The organism is Paenibacillus chibensis (genome assembly GCF_004001045.1).
Classification (GTDB): Bacteria; Bacillota; Bacilli; order Paenibacillales; family Paenibacillaceae; genus Paenibacillus_AQ; species Paenibacillus_AQ chibensis.
This window is the reverse complement of record NZ_BIMK01000015.1, coordinates 1-22096: the sequence shown is the minus strand read 5'-3', so window position 1 is coordinate 22096 and position 22096 is coordinate 1. Positions and strand designations below refer to the sequence as shown.

Sequence of the window (22096 nt, the reverse complement as noted above, 5' to 3'; positions counted from 1 at the left end):
ACGAATATGGCACTGGTATCAATGAAGGAAATGCTGTCGGATGCTTTGGCAGGCGGATATGCCATAGGTCAATTTAATCTGGTCAATCTCGAATTTACCGAGGCTATTCTTACGGCAGCCCAGGAATCGGAGTCCCCGGTTATCCTGGGGGTCAGCGAAGCATACATTCCTTATATGGGGGGCTTGCCCTGTATTGCGGGGATCGTACGGAGTTTGATGGAATATGACCGAATCACCGTGCCCGTCGCTCTGCATTTGGATCATGGATCCACGGATGAAATCTGCGGACTTGCCTTGAAAGCGGGCTTTACGTCGGTCATGATCGATGCATCCCATGCCCCGCTGGAGCAGAATATCGAGATCACGAAATCGGTCGTTAAGGCTGCCCATGCGCGAGGGGCAACAGTTGAAGCAGAGCTCGGGCGCATTACCGGAAGGGAAGACGATCTGGTCATTGAAGACAAAGACGGACAATATGCAGTTCCGGAGGAATGTCTCCGGCTTGCCCGGGATACCGGGATCGATTGCCTGGCGCCGGCCCTCGGATCGGTGCATGGGCCATACCGGGGGCAGCCCCGGCTCGGTTTTGAGAGAATGGCTGAGATTCGAGACTTGACGGGCCTGCCGCTCGTGCTTCACGGAGGCAGCGGACTGCCTGAAAATGAAATTGTGCAGGCAATCAAGCTGGGCACCAGTAAAATAAATGTAAACACCGATAATCAAGCGGCATTTACGGAGGCGGTCCGCCAGTACCTGGAAGAACATCCCCGTACTTACGATCCGCGGGAATATCTCATACCGGCCAAGAAAGCGATCAAGGAGTCCGTCCAATTAAAAATGAACCTCTTCGGAAGTTCAGGTAAAGCGGGAGGAAGCAAGCGGTGGGAAAAGTAAAAGTCGGTATTATCGGAGCAGGCCGAATCGGCAAGATTCATGCGGACCATTTGATGAAAATGAACGAGGTAGAGGTCATTGCCATGAGCGATTTATTTTGCGGTCCGGAACTGCAGGCGTGGTGCTCCGCGAGGAATATTGAACGGATTTACGCGAACAGCGACGACTTGATTGGAAGCCCGGACATCGACGCGGTATTCATTTGTTCATCCACGGATACGCATGTTCCATTAATCGAGCAGGCGGCACAAGCCGGTAAGCATGTATTTTGCGAAAAGCCGGTAAGCATGGATTTGGCTTCGACCGGCCGAGCGCTTGAGGTGGTCCGCCAGGCGGGCATCCAACTGCAGGTCGGCTTTAACCGCCGCTTCGATCATAATTTCATGCGTTTGAGGGAGCATGTCCAGAACGGCACTATCGGCGATCCGCATGTCATCAAAATTACTTCGCGCGACCCCAGTCCGCCGCATCCGGACTATGTTAAAGTATCGGGCGGCATATTCATGGACATGATGATTCATGATTTTGACATGGCCCGGTTCATCTCGGGCAGCGAGATCGAAGAAGTGTATGCCACCGGAAACGTGCTCATCAATCCGCTGTTCAGCCAATACGGCGATGTCGACACGGCAATCGTCACGCTTCGCTTCGCAAACGGTGCGCTGGGCGTTATTGATAACAGCCGGCAGGCGGTATACGGTTATGACCAGAGGGTTGAAGTGTTTGGATCTCAGGGAAATGCATCCGTCACGAATGATTATCCGAACACCGTGGTGATCAGTACGGCCGAAGGGGTCACGCGCGACAAACCGCTTCATTTTTTCCTTGAGCGGTATGAACAGGCTTACCGGGATGAGGTACATGCGTTTATCGAATCGATATTGAACCAAACGCCGCTGTCCGTTAACGGAAACGACGGCCTTCAAGCGGAACGGGCCGCACTTGCGGCCAAATGGTCATTGCATTATGGAAGACCGGTACGGATCGACGAAATTCATCCATTAAGCGAATCAGCGGGTATTTCAGCGAATTGAACCCTCACGGGGAAAGGAGAGAGGCCGATGTCAAAGCTGATCGTGCATCCGGCAGCCCGTCCCGAAGAAGACGGGGTCGTTCTCTCGGTCACACCGGAAACGGCCGGATGGACATATGTGGGCTTTCAGGTGGTGAAGTTAGCGGAAGGTCAGACATTCAGTAGAACAACGGGGGATCAGGAGTTATGCCTAGTCTTGATTCAAGGCCGAGCCGATGTCACAACGAGTCAAAAGCAATGGCTTGGGATCGGGGAGCGCATGAACGTTTTCGAACAGCTGCCGCCATATGCCGTATATGTGCCGAATGACGACAGGGTTGAGGTTTTGGCGTTGACGCCGCTGGAATTCGCGGTCTGCGCCGCGCCCGGACATGGAGGGCATGATGCCCGTCTGATCGAACCCGGAGATGTCGGGACGGAAGTCAGGGGATATGGCTTGCTCGAACGAAAGATACACAACATTCTGCCGGAGACCGAATCCGCGGACAGCCTACTTGTCGTGGAAGTGTTCACCCCCGCGGGCCACTGGTCCAGCTATCCCCCTCACAAACATGACCGCGACGCGCTGCCTGACGAATCACTGCTGGAAGAGACTTATTACTTCCGGGTTCAGCCTGAGCAGGGCTTCGCGATGCAGAGGGTATACACGGATGACCGGAGTCTTGATGAGACGCTGATCGTAGGCGACGGCCAGACGGTGCTGGTTCCGAAGGGGTATCACCCCGTATCCGCTCCACCCGGTTATGACGTATATTATTTGAACGTGATGGCCGGCCCGAAACGGGTATGGAAGTTTCACAACGATCCGGATCATGCGTGGATCATGAACCCGAAGTAAGCAATCGTGCCGAGGGAAAAGCATGCTGGATTCGATCTTAACGCACGAAAAAGAGAACCCCTATCCTGAACAGGAAGGGGGTTCTCTGCGTAATTCTCAAAAATAAGAACAGACCGGCGATCCGGCTGTTATTGAGCTTTATGGGGAGGTACAAAGCAGTTCCGGCAGCGCGGCTCGTAATCGTCCGAATCCCCGATCAGAATGATCGAACCCAGCGGCGCGGGTTTGCCGTTCACGATCCGTTGCGTGAAGACGGCATCGGGGCTTCCGCAAACCGCGCAGAAGGCGGTGAGCTGCTGAATGTCATCGGCCATCGCCAAGAGACCGCCGATGAAACCGAATTCCTTGCCCCTGTAATCCATGTTCAAGCCGTCCACAATCACATGCTTGCCGCGGTATGCCAGCTCTTCGACAAGACCGAGGATCGGTTTATTGAAGAATTGAACCTCATCAAAAGCAACGACGTCCGCATCGGATGTTTCGCTGAGAATTTTGCCTACGAGCTCGTCAGTGAGATGCTTCGGAATGGAAATGGCCGGCAGCCGGTAACCGATCCGGCTGACGATTTCATCTTTTGCGTACCGTTGATCCTCAGCCGGCTTGTAAGCGATCAGCTTTTTCCGTCCATATTGCACCAGCTTTTGGCATCTGCGGATGAGTTCACCTGATTTTTCACTAAACATGGGTCCCGTAATCACGGTAATCCGTCCTCTATTCACTTGTATGCTCCTTTCCCACTTGAAGCAGGTCTTCACTGGATGAAGAATCACGAAAAATGGCGACTTTTATAGAGTACCACAATCCGTGGGGGGTGGCTATAGACATTTGCGGACTGGCTGTAAAGGACAGAAAGTGATAAGGTTAGGGATGAAAATGCAGGACGACGGAGGTTAAAACCATGCTTGAGAAGATTGAACATTATAAGGAAAGAATCGCCGAATTGTCGAAGGAGCTGGAGAAGGCGCCGGAAATCCAAACGCTCGTAAATGAGCTGCTGGAGGATTTGAGCCATTCCACGAAGCAGAACCATGCTTTACGGAGAACCATTCTGAAAAGCTCTTCGAAGGAATCGAGGATGTCCACCAAGCTGAGGGACGCTTTATACGAATAGTGTGAACGAAGGTTATTTTCCGTTTAAGATACACCAATTTCGCTTTCCCGTTATATGCTGTATCAGAAGTACATCAGATATGGTGGGGTGATGAAGTGGGGCGTCCCAGAAAAAAGCCGCAGGGCGGTTACAAAGCTCCTCCAAGAAAAAAGCCCCTTCGGGCTTCGATTACGTCTACGGAATTAAGTCCGCAGCAAATTGCTGTCGTGGGTGCTCTTCTCTCCGGCTTTTTCGTGGTGGAATCCGTGCTTTACAATCGCAATAACGAACTGAAAGTGATATTGACCAGCACTTCATTAACGGAGGAGCCGGTCTTGGGCAACAAGAAGCGGGAGGAAGAAGAAGATATCCCATTGGATGTCATCGCAAGCGGCCCGGATCTGATCAGTCCGCTGGCGATATTGTCTCAATCCCATTTGACGCGCAAACATTAAAAAACCCCACCACATATGAAAACTGAGGCGGGGTTTTGCTGTGTTTATGACGTGGGCTGCGCCGGAGGCTTCGGCTTGCGCTTTTCCTTGAACCTCGGTCCAACGTAATTCCGTTTGCGGTCGCGGTACAGAATCCATCCGCCGAGGAAGCTCATGCCTGCCACGAACAGCAGCAAGCCGAGAAGAAAATGACCCCAGCCGAATGCGGGATGGGCTACGCTCGCATCACCGTGGACCGAATAGAAGGCGAATACGGCGTCCTTCATAAATAAAAACCCTGTCATTGCCATCAATCCCGGTACGACCAGTATAAGGATTGCAATGAATCGGGAAACGATTAATTTCATATGGAAAATCCCTTCCTGTCGTTCTTTTTTGCTTATTCCTATCATAACGTTTTCATGAACTTCTGTCCATTTCGGCAGGCCTTAAGATTTGTATTGAAGGAAAAAGAGAGTACAATATAAAAGATACAAGGGTGAGACCATACATAGAGTTTATGGTGCAAATAAAATCAAATCAAATGAAAAATATATGTGGGGGATGGATATGACAATTACTTGTGACGTGGCAATTCTAGGAGGCGGTACTGGTGGGTACGTGGCGGCGATCCGGGCAGCACAGCTCGGCAAGCAGGTCGTCATTATTGAAGCGGACAAGCTGGGGGGGACCTGCCTTCACCGCGGCTGCATTCCAAGCAAATCGCTGCTGCGCAGCGCGGAAGTATATGCGGAGATTCGAGATAGTGAAAGCTACGGCATTGAGACGCAAGGAGCGACGCTGGTGTTCTCGAAAGTGCAGGAGCGGAAATCGGCCATCGTTGAACAGTTGCATCAAGGTGTGCAGTATTTGATGCGCAAAAATAAAATTCAAGTGCTCGAGGGCAAAGGACGCGTTACCGGTCCTTCGATTTTCTCTCCGAAAAGCGGAGCCGTCGCAGTCGAATTGGCGGATGGCGACATGGAGACGGTCGTAGCGACGAACCTCATTATCGCAACGGGCTCCCGTCCGCGCACGCTGCCGGGGTTGGAGCCTGACGGTCGTTATATTCTGACAAGCGATGACGCGCTGCAAATGGAGGCACTTCCGGAATCCATCATCATCGTCGGCGGCGGAGTGATTGGCGTCGAGTGGGCGTCCATGCTGAATGATTTCGGGGTGCAGGTCACGATTGTCGAAGCTGCTGACCAGCTCTTGCCTGCCGAGGATGAAGAGGTGGCTCGCGAGCTTCAGAAGCTCTTGGCTAAACGCGGGGTTGCCATCCATACCGGATCCACAGTACAGCCGGATACTTATCAGGCGAAGGAGGGGCAAGTCAGCCTGGACATGCGCAAGGGAGAAAAGAGCGAGAAGCTGACAGCTTCATGCATTCTCGTGTCTGTTGGACGTCAGGCGAACGTGGAGAATATCGGGCTGGAGAATACGGATGTGCGCGTGGAGCGCGGCTTTATCGCGGTGAATCCTTATCTGCAAACCGGAGAAGGCCATATTTATGCCATCGGCGATGTCATCGGAGGATTACAGCTGGCGCATGCGGCGAGTCATGAAGGCATTGCAGCCGTCAACCATCTTGCCGGTGAAGCCGTTCATCCGATTGCCCAGCATCTGATTCCGCGCTGCGTATATACCAGACCGGAGGTCGCAAGCGTGGGAATGACGGAAAAAGAAGCCCGCCAAAAGGGCATGGATGTCAAGGTTGGCAAGTTCCCTTTCCAGGCGATTGGCAAAGCGCTCGTGCATGGCAGCAAGGAAGGTTTCGTAAAGGTTGTAGCTGATGCTAAGACTAACGACATTCTTGGGGTGCAAATGATCGGTGCGCACGTGACGGATTTAATCAGCGAAGCGGCTTTGGCGCAGCTTCTGGATGCCACGCCATGGGAAGTGGGGCAGATGGTTCATCCGCACCCGACGCTTGCCGAAATCATTGGTGAAGGCATGCTGGCGGTGGATGGACTTTCGATCGGTTTGTGACCAGTTGATCGGGTACCGTCAGAAAAGTTTGAAAAACCTCCTTTTCTTTTTGGTGCGGGAAGGATTATAATAAGGTTAACCCAAGTCTTAGTACCAGGTTTTAATATCAGGTTAAGAAACTGGTCAAAGGCTTCATTAATAAGGAGGTACCTCGCATGAATGAACAAGGTACTGTTGGAACAGGGCATGAACATGAGCAGCTTGGTCTCAGCAACGGACAAGTGATTGACATGTACAGATATATGCTGCTCGCACGCAAGTTTGATGAGCGTAACTTACTGCTGCAGCGCGCAGGCAAAATTAACTTCCACGTCTCGGGCGTGGGTCAAGAGACCGCTCAGGTAGCCGCGGCATTTGCTTTAGACCGCGAGAAGGATTATTTCCTTCCCTATTATCGCGACTATGGTTTCGTATTATCGGTAGGCATGACTGCACGCGAACTGATGCTTTCGGCTTTTGCGAAGGCGGAAGATCCGAACAGCGGCGGACGTCAAATGCCAGGACATTTCGGTTCCAAAAGACTTCGTATCGTGACCGGCTCCAGTCCGGTCACCACTCAGGTTCCACACGCGGTAGGCGTTGCGCTTGCTGCCAAAATGAGAAAGCAGGAGCTTGTTTCCTTCGTTACCTTTGGGGAAGGTTCCAGCAACCAGGGCGATTTCCACGAAGGCTGCAACTTTGCCGGCGTGCATAAGCTGCCTGTCATCTTTATGTGCGAAAACAACCAATACGCGATTTCCGTTCCGCTTCATAAACAAATCAGCGGCAAGGTGAGCGACCGCGCGCTCGGATATGGATTCCCGGGCATTCGCGTGGACGGCAATGATACGCTGGCCGTATACAAGGCGGTGAAGGAAGCCCGCGAACGGGCGATCCGCGGTGAAGGACCGACGCTGATCGAAGCGATGATGTACCGCTTGTCCCCGCATTCCACCTCCGATAATGATTTGGCATATCGGACCAAAGAAGAAATTGAAGAAAACTGGAAGAAGGACGGCATTGCCCGGTTTAAAACCTACTTGATAAACTGCGGTATCTGGGATGAAGCCAAGGATGCGGATCTGCTGGAACAGGTATCCCTGGAAATTAAGGATGCGACCGAATCTGCGGATAAAGCTCCTTATCCGAAACCGGAAGATACGCTGCTGCATGTCTACGCGGATGATCGTAAAGAGGGGGAAACCACATGGCAGTAATGGAATATATCGATGCGATTCGTCTAGCCATCAAGGAAGAGATGGAGAAGGACGAATCGGTATTTGTTCTTGGTGAGGACGTCGGTGTCAAAGGCGGCGTGTTTACGACGACCAAAGGCCTATTGGATCAGTTCGGCGAAGAACGGGTCTTGGATACACCCCTGGCCGAGTCGGCTATTGCCGGTGTTGCCATTGGTGCTGCCATGGTCGGCATGAAGCCGATCGCGGAAATGCAGTATTCGGATTTCATGCTGCCGGCTACCAACCAAATCATTAGTGAAGCGGCCAAGATCCGCTATCGCTCTAACAATGACTGGAGTTGTCCTGTCGTGGTCCGCGCGCCGATCGGCGGCGGCATTTTCGGCGGACTGTACCATTCCCAATGTCCGGAATCGATTTTCTTCGGCACGCCGGGTCTGAAAATCGTCGCTCCGTTTACGGCATACGATGCCAAAGGCTTGTTGAAGGCTGCGATTCAAGATCCGGATCCGGTTCTTTTCTTCGAAAATAAAAAATGCTACAAAATGATCCAGGGCGATGTGCCCCTTGAAGATTACACCGTACCAATCGGAAAAGCCAATCTGCTGCGCGAGGGAGCGGACATTACCGTGATCGGCTACAGCATGCCGCTTCATTTCTGTCTGCAGGCGGCCGAGGAGCTGGAGAAGGAAGAGGGCATCACGGCGCATATTCTTGATCTGCGCACGCTGCAGCCGCTCGACCGTGACAGCATCATAGAAGCCGTCCGTCAGACCGGCAAGGTGCTGATCGTTCATGAAGACAACAAAACCGGAGGCGTCGGCGCCGAAGTCGCGGCCATTATTTCGGAGGAGTGCCTGTTTGATCTGGACGCTCCGATCATGCGCTGCTGCAGCCCGGATGTGCCGGCGATGCCGATCAGTCCACCTATGGAAAAGTTCTATATGCTGAGCAAAGACAAAGTCAAAGAAGCCATGCGTCAATTGGCAATCTACTAGGGAAGCTTAGGGGTGAAAACATGTCAGAACATCAAAATTTAACCGATGTGGTGATGCCGCAGCTGGCTGAATCTCTGGTTTCAGCGACGATTGCCAAGTGGCTGAAGCAGCCGGGGGACAAGGTAGAGCAGTATGAACCGATCTGTGAGGTTGTTACCGATAAGGTAAACGCCGAAATTCCTTCCACCATAGACGGCGTTATGGCCGAGTGGGTGGCTGAGGAAGGCCAGAAGGTCGCGGTGGGAGAGGTTATCTGCCGCATGGCGGTCGAAGGCCAGGCTCCAGCACCTATCCAACATCATCAAGCACAGCAGGATACGCAAACGAATGCAGCAGCTGAACTTACAGGCGATCAGTCGATGAGAAGCCGATACTCACCTGCCGTTCAGTCGCTGGCAGCCGAGCATGGAGTCAACTTGAGCATGATTCAGGGCACCGGTATGGGGGGACGGATTACCCGCAAGGATGTCTTAGCTTTCGTGGAAAAGGGCGGCGCTGCCCGTCCGCAAGCAGGAACCGCTTCGGAAGTCAAATCTCCGTTCAAGGACCTGCCGCATGCCAACCCTGCCGTTACGCCGGAGCAGTATATTCCGAAGCCGCCGCAGCCGGAAAGAAATTCGGGACTGCATATGTCCGAATCTCCTAAAATTCCGCCGATCGAGGTGGAAAGAGGGGGCGAACGCGAAACGCTGATCGACGTAACGCCGATCCGTAACGCGATTGCAACCAACATGCGTCAGAGCGTTTCCGAAATTCCGCATGCGTGGACCATGGTGGAAGTGGATGTGACGAACCTCGTGCTTTTGCGCAACAAGCTGAAGGATGAATTTAAGCGCAGAGAAGGGTATAATTTAACGTATCTGGCATTCTTCCTGAAGGCTGTCGTGAATGCGATCAAGGATTATCCGATCATGAACTCTGTGTGGGCCGTGAATAAAATTATCGTCAAACGCGACATTAACATCTCGCTGGCCGTTGGCACGGAGGATTCGGTCATGACGCCAGTCATCCAACGAGCGGACCAGAAGAACATCGCCGGACTAGCGCGCGAGATCGAAGAGCTTGCGAACAAAACCCGGCAAGGCAAGCTGAAGCTTGACGACATGCAGGGCGGTACTTTTACCGTGAACAATACGGGTTCCTTCGGATCGATTCTCTCTTATCCGATTATCAACTATCCACAGGCCGCGATTCTGACGTTCGAATCGATTGTGAAGAAGCCGGTCGTCATCAATGACATGATTGCGGTCCGCTCCATGGCCAACATCTGTCTGTCTCTGGATCATCGGATTCTCGACGGGGTGATCTGCGGACGCTTCCTGCAGCGGGTGAAGGAGAATATCGAAGCCTATACGCTGGATACCAAAGTATATTAATCATTCATCATCTGGAGAGGGCGTGAATCATTTATGAGCAAAGCACTTCATGTTTCGTATACGCCGATGATGGGCTATGATGCAGCTTGGGATTTGCAAAAATCGATCGTAAAAAGCATTGACCTTGGAGAGCAGCAGGATACCCTGCTGCTCTTGCAGCATCCGCCAACCTACACCATTGGTTCACAGCGGCATCCTGAGCATCTGCTATTAAGCAAGGAACAGCTGGAGGAGCAGGGCATCGGTTTGTTTGAGATTGACCGTGGCGGCGACATTACATACCATGGGCCCGGGCAGTTGGTCGGATACCCTTTGCTTATGTTGGAGGGGGCGGGACTGGATTTGCACGCCTATTTGCGCGATTTGGAGCAGGTCGTGATCAATTACTTGGGGCACTACGGCATCGAGGCGGGTCGTAAGCCGGAATATACGGGCGTGTGGGTCGGTGATCTGAAGGTGTGCGCTATCGGAGTGAAATTTAATAAATGCCGAAGCCGGCGCGCATTCGTGACAAGTCACGGATTTGCTTTCAATATCAAGGCAGGGATCGGAGAGCAGGGCTTTAAAGGAATTATTCCTTGCGGCATCCAGGAGTATGGGGTCACCTCGCTCGAGGAGTGCACCGGCATGACGTTTACCGTAGAGCAAGTGGCGGAGGAAATTGTACCGTTCTTTACCGACATTTTCGGATTTGAGGCAGTGAAAGACCCGATAAATGAAACGGCCCGCTGAATCAGCGGGCGATCAGGGATTCAACGACTCCGAAAATAACGGAACCGAACATGGCGATCAGCATCAGGTAAACAAAAACACGGAACCATTTCTTATTTTGCATAGCTTCTCCTTTTCAGATTTAAGATTTATGGGTGCAGTAATGAATTCTGTTGGGCAGACTGCTATGTTTATTGTAACTTAACCAGGAGAGAGAGGAAAGTCCAATGATCAGACAAGACCGTTTAGTGGAAGAATTTATGGAGCTGGTACAGGTAGACAGCGAAACAGGGCATGAGGAAGAAATCTCTGCCTTGTTGAAGAAGAAATTCGGTGATTTGGGTCTCCATGTGATGGAAGATGACTCCAAGGAAAGAACGGGGCACGGCGCGGGAAATTTGATCGTGACGATGGAAGGCAAGGCGGGAAGTACGGCACCGAAGCTGTTTTTCACCTGCCATATGGATACGGTAGCACCGGGTAAAGGAATCAAGCCTACGCTTCACGAGGACGGCTGGATTACGAGCGACGGCACGACGATCCTTGGTTCTGACGATAAGGCCGGGATTGCGGTGTTGTTCGAAGCCATTAAAGTGCTGAAGGAACATCAGATTGAGCATGGTCAGATCCAATTCGTCATTACAGTAGGCGAGGAATCCGGATTGCTGGGAGCACGCTGCATGGATCCGAAATACCTGGACGCGGAGCTTGGTTACGCCATCGATTCCAATGGAGAAATCGGCGCCATCGCGGTTGCGGCACCCACCCAGGCTAAAATGAAAATGAAGATTTTCGGCAAGTCCGCCCATGCCGGCGTGAATCCCGAAGACGGAATCAGCGCGATCCAGGTTGCTTCCAAAGCGATTTCACGGATGAAGCTCGGCCGGTTGGACCATGAGACGACCGCCAACATCGGTAAATTTGCCGGGGGCGGCGCCACGAACGTGGTATGCGATTACGTTGAGCTTGATGCGGAAGCGCGCAGCATTGTTCAGGATAAAGTAGAGCGGCAGATCGAGCATATGCGGGAAGCGCTGGAAAGCGCCGCTTCGGAATGCGGGGCAAAATGCGAGTTTATCAGTGAAATCGTGTATCCTGCATTTAACTTTGGCGAGGATGACGAGGTCGTTCAACTGGCTCAGCGTGCGATTCGAAGCATCGGCCTCAGCAGCCGGACGTTCCATTCCGGCGGGGGAAGCGATGCGAATATTTTCAACGGCATGGGCGTCCCTACAGTCAATTTGGCGCTCGGCTATGAAGATATTCACACGACGAAAGAACGGATTCGCGCGGTAGATATGGCAAAAGCAGCGGAAATGATCATCAGCATCATTCGCGAGACAACGAAATAAAACTGAAATACAATAATAGGCTATTCTCAGGCGGCCCATGTAAAGCCGGCTGAGAATAGCCTTTTTCATGCTTATTAATGTAACATGGCGGCAGAGGTAGCCTGGTGATTGCGCTGCTGGGCAGGCGTCCATTCCGTATGCCACTGCGTAATGTTAAGGATGTGGAGTGCGCGGGTAATGTTGCTGAGATAGCGGTCGATTTTCATGAACGTTTCGCTGCCGATCACGCAGCTTTCCATCTTGGAGATCAGAGATCGATGGGTCTGCTGCAGATAGCAGGAAGCTGCGCCGAATCTAGCTGGTGAATGATTGGGATCCGTACTGTATATCGCTTCGAAGATGGCGGCGGCTTCCTCGTATTTACCGGTATCGTACTGAATTTCCGCAGCGATGAAACAAAGGTCGAGGGAGATCTGACTACGCTCGTAAAGCGGAAGCTGATCCATTTCCGCGATCCGATTCGCGGCCAATTCACGATAACCTTGCTGATACAAGGTATATATCAATTCATTGTACTCGTGTGGGGTAGGACTGGACAAGATGGCGAGAGCTTCATCGATTTTTCCAAGTGCGATGGCTGTTTTGGCTGTTTCTAAGGCTTCATACCGTGACAAAGCTGGCATGCCGTTTCCTCCGTTCATACCGTATAGGCAGCATTTGCATACATTGATAACTTCTGTAACCCGGATGATATGCTGGGCGGTCATCAGAAGAACGCGCTCCTGATGAATCGCTTTCCTTGATAATAAGGCGAGCGCTTCCTTGAATTGGTTTATGTAAATAAGACAAAGGATATAATGGACTAAATTGTTTTCTGTCCAGCCTTTCGACTGCATGCTGGCAGCGTAGATTTCAGTGGCTGCATGATAAGCTCCAAGTAACCTGAGAGCCTCCGCTACGGGGATGGCATGATTCTGGATTGACGCGGATGCGATGGCAGTAAGCCTGAGGGTCAAATCATCATCAGTCATTCCGGCCCGGTAGAGCATGTCTCCGATTTCCACCAGAGCCTCAATGATGTAGCCGTTATGGTTCAAGCACTGCTCGAATGCCGCTGCGGCTTGGGAGGATTGGCCGAGCAGCCGGAGCTGCTTGCCGTATTCCAGCCAGCACAAGGGTTCATCAAAGGTATGCTCCTTGCTGCCTTCAGGACTCCGGGATGCGTAAGACAGGGCTTGCTCCAGGCTTGCAGCGGCCTCGTCCATCATACCGCGGGAGCGGTACCATATTCCTAATTTATAATGTAATGTAGAAGATTCGGGCTGGGATTTTAGCAATAAAGATAAATGACCTTTGTTCATAATGAACCCTCCGCTATATATAACAACTTTATCTGTTCAGAGTTATAGGAAGCGAAAGAAAAAATATAAAAATCCAAAAAAGCGTGACATTTCTCACATTTTTTGAGAATTTTCTTATGGATTAGGGATTAAAGTCGCAGTTTAGCCTCTTTCGTTTCCTTTGGAGTCCTTCAGAATTTGTGCCAGCGGAGTGAGCGGTTCTGTTTCCTGCATCCATTGCTTCAGCATGATTCGAATTTGCCATGCCTTCCCAGTCATATGAAAAGAGGTTTTCGTACGATAGCTCTTCATTCGCTTCCCTTCTTTCAGCTTGAAGTTTGTTATAATAACACCATATGTATCAGCATGGACAAACATGCACGTTTTTAAAATGAAGGAGAGATGAGACGTTGAAACCTATTTCGAACCAGAATTCAAAACTTGACGAAGTGACAGTCTCGACCAAGCCCGTATTCGACGGGAAAATCATTTCCTTGCAAATCGATACGGTAAAGCTGCCCGATGGAAGTACCGCCACCCGAGAAATCATCAAGCATCCGGGAGCCGTGGCTGTACTTGCCGTTCATGGAGATAAAATCGTAATGGTGGATCAGTTCCGGCAGGCCATGGGCCGCTGCGGGCTGGAAATTCCGGCTGGAAAGCTTGAAAAGGATGAGAATCCTCTTGAGGCAGCAAAACGGGAATTGCAAGAAGAGACCGGGTATGTATGCAGCAGCATTCGACTTTTACATTCCTTCTATACGTCTCCGGGTTTTGCGAATGAGATCATACATTTGTATGTCGCGGAGGATTTGGCCAGCGGCGATGCCGCTCCCGACGAGGATGAGTTTCTTGAAGTGTATGAGCTGACCCTGGAGGAAGCGGAAGAAGCGGTCCGTTCCGGACGAATCAGTGATGCCAAGACGGTGATGGCCATTTATGCTTGGAAGCTGAAACTGGCGACAGGGACATTCGGATTATGAACCGGCCGTTGACCAAACCATATACAGAAGGCTTTGCTCTGAACGAATTTTATGCCGATCTGCACATTCACATTGGGAGATCCACTTCCGGACAGGCCGTTAAAATCAGCGGCAGCAAGGATTTGACCTTCGCGAATATTGCCAGGGAGGCAGCAGAGCGCAAAGGCATCGATCTGGTCGGCATCATCGACTGCCATTCGCCGGAAGTGCAAAAGGACATTATGGACTGCCTGCATAACGGGGAAATGACCGAGATTGCGGATGGAGGGATCTCCTACCGGGGGACGACGATTTTGCTGGGGAGCGAAATCGAAATTTATGAAGAAGGCAAGGGCGCTGCGCATCTGCTCGCCTATTTTCCGAGCCTGAAGGTCATGCAGCATTTTACGGCGTGGATGTCCAAGCATATGAAAAATGTGAATCTCAGCTCCCAGCGGATTTACGTGCCTGGGCGTCAGCTGCAGGAGGAAATATACGCTCGGGGCGGGATCCTGATTCCTGCGCATGTCTTTACGCCTCACAAAGGCCTATATGGCAACGTGACCCCGAAGATGTCTGAAGTGCTGGACTTGTCCATGATCAGCGCCGTTGAGCTTGGGCTCAGCGCCGATTCCGACATGGCAGGGCATCTTTCCGAGCTTGACCGATACACCTTCGTAACGAATTCGGATGCCCATTCTCTAGGCAAGATCGGCAGGGAATACAACCGCATTCGAATGAGTGAGCCCAGCTTTAAGGAGCTTATGCTGGCCCTTGAACGTTCTGAGGGACGGGCGGTGACAGCCAATTACGGGTTGAACCCCCGTCTGGGAAAATACCACCGCACATACTGTCTCGGCTGCAGCCGCATTTTGGATCAAGCCGAGGTGATCACCGGCGTGTGCCCGTACTGCGGCGGATCCAAAAAGGTACTGGGGGTTCTCGACCGGATATTGGATATCGCTGACCGAAAGGATTCCGAGATGCCCTCCCATCGCCCGGCCTATCATTATCAAGTTCCGCTGGAATTTATTCCGGGTCTTGGAAAAGCGACGATGGAGAAGCTGCTCGCCCGTTTTGGAACGGAAATGTCTATCCTGCATCAAGCCGACGAGGCGGAGCTTTCGGAGGTCGTCGGGAAGAGCATGGCCGGTCAGATCATCCAGGCAAGAAACGGCACGCTGTCTCTCGTTTCCGGTGGGGGCGGCACGTACGGGAAGGTCGCAGCACCAAGCGAGTGACAAGGGCATAGTTTGGAGCTTGTCTTCATAGAGTAGAGGTATGTGATAGGAAGGGGGAATCCTGTATGCGAACTTTCCGCCATACCTTGAAGGAGCAGACGATTCTTTATATTTTCGTTGCCGTGCTGTTTCTCGTCGGAGTCATCTTCGGGGCGCTTATGGTGAATGCGTTGTCGCTCGAACAGCAGCAGGATTTGGGACGGTATCTTCAAAATTTTTTCCTTACCGTTGATCAAAGCGAAACCGGGACGGTGGCAGCAGATTCGTTCTGGAATATCGCGGGGCTGCATTTGAAGTGGGTCGGTTTAATCTGGTTTCTGGGACTCTCTGTCATCGGTCTGCCCGGAATTCTTATTTTAGATTTCTTGAAGGGCGTTTTGGTCGGATTTGCGGTCGGGTACCTGGTGGGTCAATTTTCATGGAAAGGCCTGCTTTTTGCGCTTGTAACCGTCGCTCCGCCGAATCTGATTATCATTCCGGTGCTGATCGTTTCCAGCGTATCTGCCATCGCCTTCTCGCTGCATGTGATCAAAAACAGGGTCATGATGCATAATCGTGTCAACGTGGTGCGTCCATTCGCGTCTTATGTCGGTTTAACGCTGGTCATGTGTCTGATCATGCTGGGCATTTCCTCGTTTGAAACCTGGGTGACTCCGGCCATGATGAGATGGGTTACACCGACGCTGCTGCAAACCGCCGGACTGCCCGGGATGTAAGTAAAATCGTTTGACTTTGCGGCGTAACTCCCCCTATAATGAAAGATGTGATATAGCAAAGGTGCAGTGATTTTCCTGTGGGGAGGGAGAAAATGGAAGCGCGGATCGATAAAATCAAACAACAATTGCAATCCCAGGGCTATAAACTGACACCCCAGCGGGAAGCTACCGTCAGAGTTTTGCTCGAGAATGAAGAAGACCACCTCAGTGCAGAGGATGTTTTCATGCTCGTCAAAGAAAAGGCTCCTGAAATCGGTCTGGCTACCGTATACCGTACCCTTGAGCTGCTCAGCGAACTGCATGTCGTGGAAAAGATTAATTTCGGCGATGGCGTTGCAAGATATGACTTGCGGACTGATACCGCAAAACACCACCATCATCATCTGATCTGCGTGAAATGCGGCAGCATGGATGAAATCCGCGAGGACTGGCTGGGACCGCTTGAAGAGCGGCTGGAACGCGAGTTTAATTTTACGGTTTCCGATCACCGACTTGATTTCCATGGGATTTGTTACCGCTGTAAGGATAAGGAAGAAAGTCAGCGCAGCGATGACAAGAAGTCGGATCATTAAACAATCGAATATGATCCTCCAAGATCACAAGCTCTCGCCGGCATTTCTGTCGGAGAGGGCTTTTTTGGTGACTTCAAGACAGGCTTGTCATATAACCCGATCCCGGTTCATAAGCTGGGAATAATGAGGATGCTGGCCGCAAGCCGGCTGCATTCTATTTGCCGGGAGCGTGATAATGTGATCATATCTGTGCGGAGATGCTTGTCGTCCTTGAAGTTTCTGATTGTGTTTGCGGCGCTTACCTATGCGCTGTACCAGCTGTTTGGCATGATCGGCGCATGGATTACTCCGGTCGATCATTACCGGATCCCGGAGGGACATGCAGTGAAGGCGTTCCAGCCTTCAGACAAGGCCCGGACCGGCGAGATGATGGGAGACAGACTGCGGTTTTTCTACTGGTACGGTGAATAGTGGGGCAGCAGGCAGGGATATGGAGTTTCTTGTCGAATTGATGTAAGGATCAGCGAATCTATCCGAAGGAGCTTTTTCAACTTATGATGCAGTACGTTCAATCCTTCATTCGTTATATCGGTGATGAGAAGGGGCTGTCGCGTAATACGCTCGAATCCTATGAGCGCGACCTGCTGCAATTTTTCGGGTTTTTGGAGGAGCAGGGGATTGAGTCGGCAGACCAAATCAAGAAGTTGCATATTTCCATGTACATGAACGATATGAAAGGGCATGGCTTCGCAGCATCGACGGTGACGCGGAAGCTGGTATCGCTGCGTTCTTTTTTTCATTACATGGTCAAGGAATCTTTGCTGGAGCAGGACCCGACACTGTATATGGAAACGCCGAAACTGGAGAAGAAAGTTCCGCAGGTGCTGACAGTCGAGCAGGTGGAACGTCTTCTTGCGGCTCCGGATATTACGACCGCGCCCGGTATGAGGGATAAAGCGATGCTGGAGCTGCTGTACGCCACAGGCATGAAGGTGTCCGAGCTGATGGCACTGAACCTGGGAGACGTAAATCCGGATATGAAATTTATCCGCTGTACAAGCAGTTCGGGCAAAGAGCGGGTCCTTCCGATCAGCCGCATTTCGGCGGAATCCGTGGAGATTTACATCACACGCATGCGTCCGAAGCTGCTTCGAGAAGAACAGGAGAAGAGCCTGTTCATCAACAATCTGGGGTCCCGATTAACCCGACAGGGTTTTTGGAAAATATTAAAAAAATACGCCGCAGAGTCCGGCATCAACGGAGAAATTACTCCGCATACGCTGCGCCATTCGTTCGCGGCCCATTTGCTGGAGGACGGTGCGGATATCCGGTCGGTACAGGAAATGCTGGGGTATACTGACATCTCCGCCTCACCCCTCTATGGCGCCTTGACGAAAAAAGCAATGAAGGAAGTTTATGAGAGCCATCATCCGCGGGAGCGCATGCATTCAACCCAATTGAAGGAGAGATCTTCACATGACAACGATTAATCAGACAGTCATTCAAGAGGCAGCAGCTTATATTCAAGGCAAAACAGGAGTGAAACCGGAGGTAGGCCTCATTCTCGGCTCCGGTCTCGGGATCCTTGCGGACCTCATTCAGGACGGGATTTCGATTCCGTATCAGGATATCCCCCATTTTCCGGTGTCCACTGTAGAAGGACATGACGGAGAGCTTCTGCTCGGCAACATTGAAGGCCGTGCCGTTGTCATGATGAAAGGCCGCTTCCATATGTATGAAGGATACGGCCCTGAAGTGACCGCGTTCCCGGTCCGTGTAATGAAAGAACTGGGTGTTACAAGCCTGCTCGTTACGAATGCCGCCGGAGGCGTAAACATCTCCTATGAGCCGGGCGACCTTATGGTGATATCCGATCACTTGAACCTGACAGGTAAAAATCCGCTGGTAGGTCCGAATGACTCCGCGCTCGGGGTTCGATTCCCGGATATGTCCGAGGGCTACAGCCGCCGTCTGCGCAAGCTCCTCAAAGACACGGCGGAGTCCAAGGGTATTAAAGTCCAGGAAGGCGTGTATGCAGGCCTGCTCGGACCGACGTATGAAACACCTGCAGAAATTCGGATGCTTCGTACACTGGGCGCTGACGCCGTTGGAATGTCGACGGTTTCGGAAACAATCGTGGCACGCCATGCAGGTATTGAGGTGCTTGGCATTTCCTGCATCAGCAACATGGCTGCCGGCATCCTGGATCAGCCACTCTCGCATGACGAAGTCATGGAAACGACAGACCGCGTACGCGAGAAATTTTTGAGCCTGGTGCTCGCCGTCATCCCGAATATGTAATGAAGCGAGCTTAAGCGCGTGAGATCCACAGGTCATTGACCTGTGGATTTTTTTTGTTTTCCGAAATTTTCCTGAATACGCTCGGGTTTCATGGAATATTTTTCTGTCAACCTGCCGACACTGGAAAACAGCAGCAATATCAGAATTTGCAAACCGGAGAAGCACATGGGCAACTCTGGCCTACCTGCAGATTCTCATATCACTAATGACCAGAGGTCAGGAGGGGACTTATTTTGAGAAAGACGCTATTGGCAGTTGTGCTCGCTTTTTGCTTAACGGCTGCCGCATTTCCGCAGACGGGGTCTGCAGAGGAAAAGGCTAAACAGGCCGGGGCGGAGCTCGCGGCGAATGCGAAGTCCGCCATTCTTATGGATGCGGATACCGGAACGATCATTTATGAAAAAAACAGCCATGATAAACTGCCGCCAGCCAGCATCACCAAGATCATGACCATGCTGCTCACCATGGAGGCAATCGACTCAGGCAAGCTGAAGCTGACCGATATGGTCCGCACCAGCGAATATGCCGCATCGATGGGGGGCTCGCAAATTTTTCTGGAACCGGGCGAGGAAATGTCCGTCAATGAAATGCTGAAAGGAATCGCGATGGCATCCGGTAACGATGCTTCCGTCGCGATGGCCGAGAAAATCGGGGGAACCGAAGAAGCCTTCGTGCAGATGATGAATGACAAAGCGAAGGAGCTTGGGCTCACCGACACCCATTTTGCCAACTGTAACGGCTTGCCTGCGGAGAATCATTATTCATCCGCCCATGATATAGCGGTCATCAGCCGGGAGCTGTTAAAGCATAAGGACATTACCAAATATACGGGGTCCTATCAGGATTATCTGCGCAAAAATACGCAGAAGCCTTTCTGGCTCGTCAATACGAATAAGCTGGTGCGTTTCTATACGGGCGCGGACGGATTGAAAACAGGCTATACCTCGGAAGCGAAATTCTGTCTTTCCGCTACGGCGGTTAACGGTAATTTAAGAGCCGTAGCCGTGGTGCTGGGCGAGCCTAATACGAAAACGCGCAATGAAGAAGTGGCGAAAATGTTCGACTATATGTTTGCGCAGTACACGACACATACGATATTCAAGCCGGGAGATCCGATCGGAACGGTCAAAGTCAATAAAGGCAATGTGAAGGAATTAACGCTGAGCGCAGGTCAGAATTACAGCGTGCTGCTGAAGAAAAATGCTAAAGCCGAAGGCGTCCGTCACGAGCTGCAGGTGCCGAAAGAAATTCAAGCTCCGGTTCAGGCCGGCCAAGTGCTCGGTAAGCTGGTTGTTTACCAGGGCGACAAAGTTCTCAAGGAATTCGAGCTCAAATCTCCGGAACAAATCGGAAAGGCAAGCTGGTGGAAGCTGTTCAAGCGGACGACGGCCAAATTGTTTCTTGTAGATTGATAGCGGTTTTCTTCTAGTTTTGTCGGGGGGCAGGAATCTCATTTTACTGCGTAGAAATCCTTGTGCAAGACAGGAAGGAGAGTGAGCAGGCGTGAATCTGAAAGTGGAAATGGAGCATCATCGCAAAACACTGATTGTGCGTCTATCCGGCGAATTGGACCATCATACCGCCGATCATGTCCGTTTACAGCTGGATGAATCCATCCAGAGAGGACAAACGGAGCATTTGGTTCTTAGTTTCAAGGACTTGCAGTTTATGGATAGTTCCGGATTGGGCGTGATTCTGGGACGCTACAAGCTGATCAAAAGCAAGGGCGGCAAGATGGCGGTATGCGATGTGAATGAAGCGGTCTATCGTCTGCTGGACATGTCCGGGCTGTTCAAGATCATGCCTATTTATGATAACGAGGGTCAAGCGCTCTCGGGACTGGAGGTTGTGTCATGAAGGAGGAACAAGCTTTGCAGCGCAATTTCATGACGCTCCAATTTGCAGCCAAATCGGAAAACGAATCGTTTGCGCGGGTTACCGTCGCGGCTTTCATTTCCCAGCTTGATCCGACTATGGATGAGCTGAGCGACCTGAAAACGGTCATTTCCGAAGCGGTCACGAACAGCATCATTCACGGCTATAACAGTGATCCGGATGGTAAAGTGACCATTACCGCCGAGATCGTCGGAGATACGGTTACCATTACGGTTGAAGACAAGGGAGCGGGCATTGAGGATTTGGATCTGGCCCGTCAGCCACTGTACACGTCAAAGCCTGAACTGGAGAGATCGGGTATGGGCTTTACGATCATGGAGAACTTCATGGACGAATTTGAAGTTTCCAGCGAACCCGGCTCCGGTACATCGATCAGGATGAAGAAAAGGATTGAATCCAAGAAAGCTTTGTATAATTAGGGGTTGGGCGCCATGGATGCTGATGTGAAAAAACCTTCGCAGACCTATCTGGAAGATGCGGAAGTCAAACGTCTGATCGCACTGAGCCAGACCGGAGACAGCATGGCCCGCGATACGCTGGTAAACTGCAACATCCGTCTCGTCTGGTCCGTTGTACAAAGGTTCATGAACCGCGGCTATGAGCCGGAGGATCTGTTTCAGATCGGCTGTATCGGTCTGCTGAAGTCTGTTGATAAATTCGATTTGAGCTATGACGTTAAATTTTCCACCTATGCCGTTCCGATGATCATCGGGGAAATCCAGCGGTTCCTGCGCGATGACGGCACGCTCAAGGTCAGCCGCTCCCTGAAGGAGATGGCCAACAAGGTCCGCAAGAAGAAGGACGAGCTCTCGAAGCATCTCGACCGGCTGCCTACGATTAAGGAGGTAGCTGACGAGCTGGGCGTAACTCCAGAGGAGGTTGTGTTTGCCCAGGAGGCGAACAAGCCCCCGACCTCGATTCATGAAACGGTATTCGAAAATGATGGCGATCCGATCACCCTGATGGATCAGATTGCGGATGACTCCCAGGAGCGCTGGTTTGACAAACTCGCTTTGAACGAGGCGATCGACGGACTTTCCGAACGGGAAAAGCTGATCGTATACCTCAGGTATTACCGGGATCAGACGCAATCGGAGGTCGCATCACGGCTTGGCATATCCCAGGTGCAGGTATCGCGTCTGGAAAAGAAAATATTGCAGCTGATCCGCGATCAGATCGCGCAGTGAAGAAGGAACGGATAAGGAAATTTCCTTATCCGTTCCTTTTTTTATGATTACAGAATTTATAAATTTCAGCGAAGTTGAACCATTCTATAATCCCAAGAAAAACTTCAG

The 22096-nt window shown here is 51.6% G+C and carries 27 protein-coding genes; 22 read left to right on the top strand and 5 right to left on the bottom strand.

Features of this window, described 5'->3' with window-relative positions; genetic code table 11:
• The first annotated feature begins 6 nt into the window (after window positions 1-6).
• Genes fba through iolB form a run of 3 tightly spaced genes read left to right on the top strand, consistent with a single transcriptional unit; the run spans window position 7 to window position 2765 of the window.
• Entirely contained in the window at window positions 7-894 is an 888-nt protein-coding gene (gene fba, locus PCH05_RS13390; RefSeq protein ID WP_127602905.1) for a class II fructose-1,6-bisphosphate aldolase, read from the top strand.
• Complete coding sequence (iolG, locus tag PCH05_RS13385) at window positions 882-1928, top strand: inositol 2-dehydrogenase (protein ID WP_127602904.1); 1047 nt, start codon at window positions 882-884, stop codon at window positions 1926-1928. The genes fba and iolG overlap by 13 nt, the downstream gene beginning before the upstream one ends.
• A 27-nt stretch (window positions 1929-1955) precedes the next feature.
• On the top strand, window positions 1956-2765 hold the full coding sequence (gene iolB / locus PCH05_RS13380) for a 5-deoxy-glucuronate isomerase (protein WP_127602903.1): 810 nt from the start codon (window positions 1956-1958) through the stop codon (window positions 2763-2765).
• Window positions 2766-2893: 128 nt separating this feature from the next.
• Here iolB and PCH05_RS13375 read toward each other — a convergent pair whose 3' ends face one another.
• Window positions 2894-3484 (bottom strand): thymidine kinase, encoded by a 591-nt coding sequence (locus PCH05_RS13375; RefSeq protein WP_127602902.1) that lies wholly within the window; start codon window positions 3482-3484, stop codon window positions 2894-2896.
• A gap of 179 nt (window positions 3485-3663) precedes the next feature.
• Here PCH05_RS13375 and PCH05_RS13370 point away from each other — a divergent pair, with 179 nt between their 5' ends.
• Together PCH05_RS13370 and PCH05_RS13365 are read left to right on the top strand one after the other, a co-directional pair.
• A complete protein-coding gene (locus PCH05_RS13370; protein ID WP_127602901.1) occupies window positions 3664-3876 on the top strand; it encodes a hypothetical protein in 213 nt (70 codons plus the stop codon).
• Window positions 3877-3971: 95 nt separating this feature from the next.
• Window positions 3972-4310 carry a hypothetical protein gene (locus tag PCH05_RS13365; RefSeq protein ID WP_127602900.1) on the top strand — a complete coding sequence of 113 codons (339 nt, stop codon included), beginning with the start codon at window positions 3972-3974 and terminating at the stop codon, window positions 4308-4310.
• A 44-nt stretch (window positions 4311-4354) separates the two neighbouring features.
• Here the strand turns inward: PCH05_RS13365 and PCH05_RS13360 are convergent, their stop codons facing one another.
• Entirely contained in the window at window positions 4355-4657 is a 303-nt protein-coding gene (locus tag PCH05_RS13360) for a DUF2627 domain-containing protein (protein WP_127602899.1), read from the bottom strand.
• Window positions 4658-4859: 202 nt separating this feature from the next.
• On the opposite strand from PCH05_RS13360, the gene lpdA reads away from it, so the two are divergent.
• From lpdA to lipB, 5 genes are all read left to right on the top strand, one after another.
• A complete protein-coding gene (lpdA, locus tag PCH05_RS13355; RefSeq protein WP_127602898.1) occupies window positions 4860-6281 on the top strand; it encodes a dihydrolipoyl dehydrogenase in 1422 nt (473 codons plus the stop codon).
• Window positions 6282-6436: 155 nt separating this feature from the next.
• Complete coding sequence (locus PCH05_RS13350; RefSeq protein ID WP_127602897.1) at window positions 6437-7477, top strand: thiamine pyrophosphate-dependent dehydrogenase E1 component subunit alpha; 1041 nt, start codon at window positions 6437-6439, stop codon at window positions 7475-7477.
• Window positions 7468-8454 carry an alpha-ketoacid dehydrogenase subunit beta gene (locus tag PCH05_RS13345; RefSeq protein WP_127602896.1) on the top strand — a complete coding sequence of 329 codons (987 nt, stop codon included), beginning with the start codon at window positions 7468-7470 and terminating at the stop codon, window positions 8452-8454. Before PCH05_RS13350 ends, PCH05_RS13345 begins: the two co-directional genes overlap by 10 nt.
• A gap of 20 nt (window positions 8455-8474) precedes the next feature.
• Complete coding sequence (locus tag PCH05_RS13340; protein WP_127602895.1) at window positions 8475-9830, top strand: dihydrolipoamide acetyltransferase family protein; 1356 nt, start codon at window positions 8475-8477, stop codon at window positions 9828-9830.
• A gap of 33 nt (window positions 9831-9863) precedes the next feature.
• Window positions 9864-10562 carry a lipoyl(octanoyl) transferase LipB gene (gene lipB / locus PCH05_RS13335; protein WP_127602894.1) on the top strand — a complete coding sequence of 233 codons (699 nt, stop codon included), beginning with the start codon at window positions 9864-9866 and terminating at the stop codon, window positions 10560-10562.
• Window position 10563: 1 nt separating this feature from the next.
• On the opposite strand, the gene prli42 is transcribed toward lipB, so the two are convergent.
• Window positions 10564-10665, bottom strand: coding sequence for a stressosome-associated protein Prli42 (prli42, locus tag PCH05_RS13330; protein WP_127602893.1), 102 nt, complete (start codon window positions 10663-10665; stop codon window positions 10564-10566).
• Between the two features lie 103 nt (window positions 10666-10768).
• Between prli42 and PCH05_RS13325 the strand changes: the two genes are divergently transcribed.
• The gene (locus tag PCH05_RS13325; protein WP_127602892.1) at window positions 10769-11893 is read left to right on the top strand and encodes a M20/M25/M40 family metallo-hydrolase; all 1125 of its coding nucleotides are present in this window, start codon (window positions 10769-10771) and stop codon (window positions 11891-11893) included.
• Window positions 11894-11967: 74 nt separating this feature from the next.
• Here the strand turns inward: PCH05_RS13325 and PCH05_RS13320 are convergent, their stop codons facing one another.
• Window positions 11968-13194 (bottom strand): tetratricopeptide repeat protein, encoded by a 1227-nt coding sequence (locus PCH05_RS13320; protein ID WP_127602891.1) that lies wholly within the window; start codon window positions 13192-13194, stop codon window positions 11968-11970.
• A gap of 141 nt (window positions 13195-13335) precedes the next feature.
• Window positions 13336-13485, bottom strand: a complete 150-nt coding sequence (gene mciZ / locus PCH05_RS13315) for a Z-ring formation inhibitor MciZ (RefSeq protein WP_127602890.1) — start codon at window positions 13483-13485, stop codon at window positions 13336-13338.
• Window positions 13486-13583: 98 nt separating this feature from the next.
• Here mciZ and PCH05_RS13310 point away from each other — a divergent pair, with 98 nt between their 5' ends.
• The 11 genes from PCH05_RS13310 to sigF all read left to right on the top strand — a co-directional run bounded on the left by PCH05_RS13310 (window position 13584) and on the right by sigF (window position 21988).
• Window positions 13584-14156 carry an NUDIX hydrolase gene (locus tag PCH05_RS13310; protein ID WP_127602889.1) on the top strand — a complete coding sequence of 191 codons (573 nt, stop codon included), beginning with the start codon at window positions 13584-13586 and terminating at the stop codon, window positions 14154-14156.
• Entirely contained in the window at window positions 14153-15376 is a 1224-nt protein-coding gene (locus PCH05_RS13305) for an endonuclease Q family protein (protein ID WP_127602888.1), read from the top strand. Before PCH05_RS13310 ends, PCH05_RS13305 begins: the two co-directional genes overlap by 4 nt.
• Before the next feature lie 65 nt (window positions 15377-15441).
• Window positions 15442-16092, top strand: a complete 651-nt coding sequence (gene spoIIM, locus PCH05_RS13300) for a stage II sporulation protein M (RefSeq protein ID WP_127602887.1) — start codon at window positions 15442-15444, stop codon at window positions 16090-16092.
• Between the two features lie 92 nt (window positions 16093-16184).
• The gene (gene fur, locus PCH05_RS13295) at window positions 16185-16664 is read left to right on the top strand and encodes a ferric iron uptake transcriptional regulator (protein WP_127602886.1); all 480 of its coding nucleotides are present in this window, start codon (window positions 16185-16187) and stop codon (window positions 16662-16664) included.
• A gap of 123 nt (window positions 16665-16787) precedes the next feature.
• On the top strand, window positions 16788-17075 hold the full coding sequence (locus tag PCH05_RS13290) for a DUF4227 family protein (RefSeq protein WP_307719538.1): 288 nt from the start codon (window positions 16788-16790) through the stop codon (window positions 17073-17075).
• An 83-nt stretch (window positions 17076-17158) separates the two neighbouring features.
• Window positions 17159-18094, top strand: a complete 936-nt coding sequence (gene xerD, locus PCH05_RS13285; protein ID WP_127602884.1) for a site-specific tyrosine recombinase XerD — start codon at window positions 17159-17161, stop codon at window positions 18092-18094.
• Entirely contained in the window at window positions 18081-18905 is an 825-nt protein-coding gene (locus tag PCH05_RS13280; RefSeq protein WP_127602883.1) for a purine-nucleoside phosphorylase, read from the top strand. The genes xerD and PCH05_RS13280 overlap by 14 nt, the downstream gene beginning before the upstream one ends.
• Before the next feature lie 233 nt (window positions 18906-19138).
• Window positions 19139-20317: a D-alanyl-D-alanine carboxypeptidase family protein gene (locus PCH05_RS13275; RefSeq protein WP_127602882.1), complete on the top strand. Its 1179-nt coding sequence runs from the start codon at window positions 19139-19141 to the stop codon at window positions 20315-20317.
• A gap of 91 nt (window positions 20318-20408) precedes the next feature.
• A complete protein-coding gene (gene spoIIAA, locus PCH05_RS13270) occupies window positions 20409-20762 on the top strand; it encodes an anti-sigma F factor antagonist (protein WP_127602881.1) in 354 nt (117 codons plus the stop codon).
• Window positions 20759-21220 carry an anti-sigma F factor gene (spoIIAB, locus tag PCH05_RS13265; RefSeq protein WP_127602880.1) on the top strand — a complete coding sequence of 154 codons (462 nt, stop codon included), beginning with the start codon at window positions 20759-20761 and terminating at the stop codon, window positions 21218-21220. Before spoIIAA ends, spoIIAB begins: the two co-directional genes overlap by 4 nt.
• Before the next feature lie 12 nt (window positions 21221-21232).
• Complete coding sequence (gene sigF, locus PCH05_RS13260; protein WP_127602879.1) at window positions 21233-21988, top strand: RNA polymerase sporulation sigma factor SigF; 756 nt, start codon at window positions 21233-21235, stop codon at window positions 21986-21988.
• The last annotated feature ends 108 nt before the right edge of the window (window positions 21989-22096 follow it).

Bases quoted from the DNA above. Each gene is read 5' to 3' on its own strand.
- PCH05_RS13280 (WP_127602883.1), top strand. From the start codon at position 18,081: ATGACAACGATTAATCAGACAGTCATTCAAGAGGCAGCAGCTTATATT.
- PCH05_RS13345 (WP_127602896.1), top strand. From the start codon at position 7,468: ATGGCAGTAATGGAATATATCGATGCGATTCGTCTAGCCATCAAGGAA.
- fba (WP_127602905.1), top strand. From the start codon at position 7: ATGGCACTGGTATCAATGAAGGAAATGCTGTCGGATGCTTTGGCAGGC.
- xerD (WP_127602884.1), top strand. From the start codon at position 17,159: ATGATGCAGTACGTTCAATCCTTCATTCGTTATATCGGTGATGAGAAG.
- prli42 (WP_127602893.1), bottom strand. From the start codon at position 10,665: ATGCAAAATAAGAAATGGTTCCGTGTTTTTGTTTACCTGATGCTGATC.
- iolB (WP_127602903.1), top strand. From the start codon at position 1,956: ATGTCAAAGCTGATCGTGCATCCGGCAGCCCGTCCCGAAGAAGACGGG.
- PCH05_RS13290 (WP_307719538.1), top strand. From the start codon at position 16,788: ATGAGGATGCTGGCCGCAAGCCGGCTGCATTCTATTTGCCGGGAGCGT.
- lpdA (WP_127602898.1), top strand. From the start codon at position 4,860: ATGACAATTACTTGTGACGTGGCAATTCTAGGAGGCGGTACTGGTGGG.
- PCH05_RS13305 (WP_127602888.1), top strand. From the start codon at position 14,153: ATGAACCGGCCGTTGACCAAACCATATACAGAAGGCTTTGCTCTGAAC.
- PCH05_RS13320 (WP_127602891.1), bottom strand. From the start codon at position 13,194: ATGAACAAAGGTCATTTATCTTTATTGCTAAAATCCCAGCCCGAATCT.
- spoIIAB (WP_127602880.1), top strand. From the start codon at position 20,759: ATGAAGGAGGAACAAGCTTTGCAGCGCAATTTCATGACGCTCCAATTT.
- sigF (WP_127602879.1), top strand. From the start codon at position 21,233: ATGGATGCTGATGTGAAAAAACCTTCGCAGACCTATCTGGAAGATGCG.
- PCH05_RS13360 (WP_127602899.1), bottom strand. From the start codon at position 4,657: ATGAAATTAATCGTTTCCCGATTCATTGCAATCCTTATACTGGTCGTA.
- PCH05_RS13350 (WP_127602897.1), top strand. From the start codon at position 6,437: ATGAATGAACAAGGTACTGTTGGAACAGGGCATGAACATGAGCAGCTT.
- PCH05_RS13370 (WP_127602901.1), top strand. From the start codon at position 3,664: ATGCTTGAGAAGATTGAACATTATAAGGAAAGAATCGCCGAATTGTCG.
- lipB (WP_127602894.1), top strand. From the start codon at position 9,864: ATGAGCAAAGCACTTCATGTTTCGTATACGCCGATGATGGGCTATGAT.
- spoIIM (WP_127602887.1), top strand. From the start codon at position 15,442: ATGCGAACTTTCCGCCATACCTTGAAGGAGCAGACGATTCTTTATATT.
- mciZ (WP_127602890.1), bottom strand. From the start codon at position 13,485: ATGAAGAGCTATCGTACGAAAACCTCTTTTCATATGACTGGGAAGGCA.
- fur (WP_127602886.1), top strand. From the start codon at position 16,185: ATGGAAGCGCGGATCGATAAAATCAAACAACAATTGCAATCCCAGGGC.
- PCH05_RS13340 (WP_127602895.1), top strand. From the start codon at position 8,475: ATGTCAGAACATCAAAATTTAACCGATGTGGTGATGCCGCAGCTGGCT.
- PCH05_RS13325 (WP_127602892.1), top strand. From the start codon at position 10,769: ATGATCAGACAAGACCGTTTAGTGGAAGAATTTATGGAGCTGGTACAG.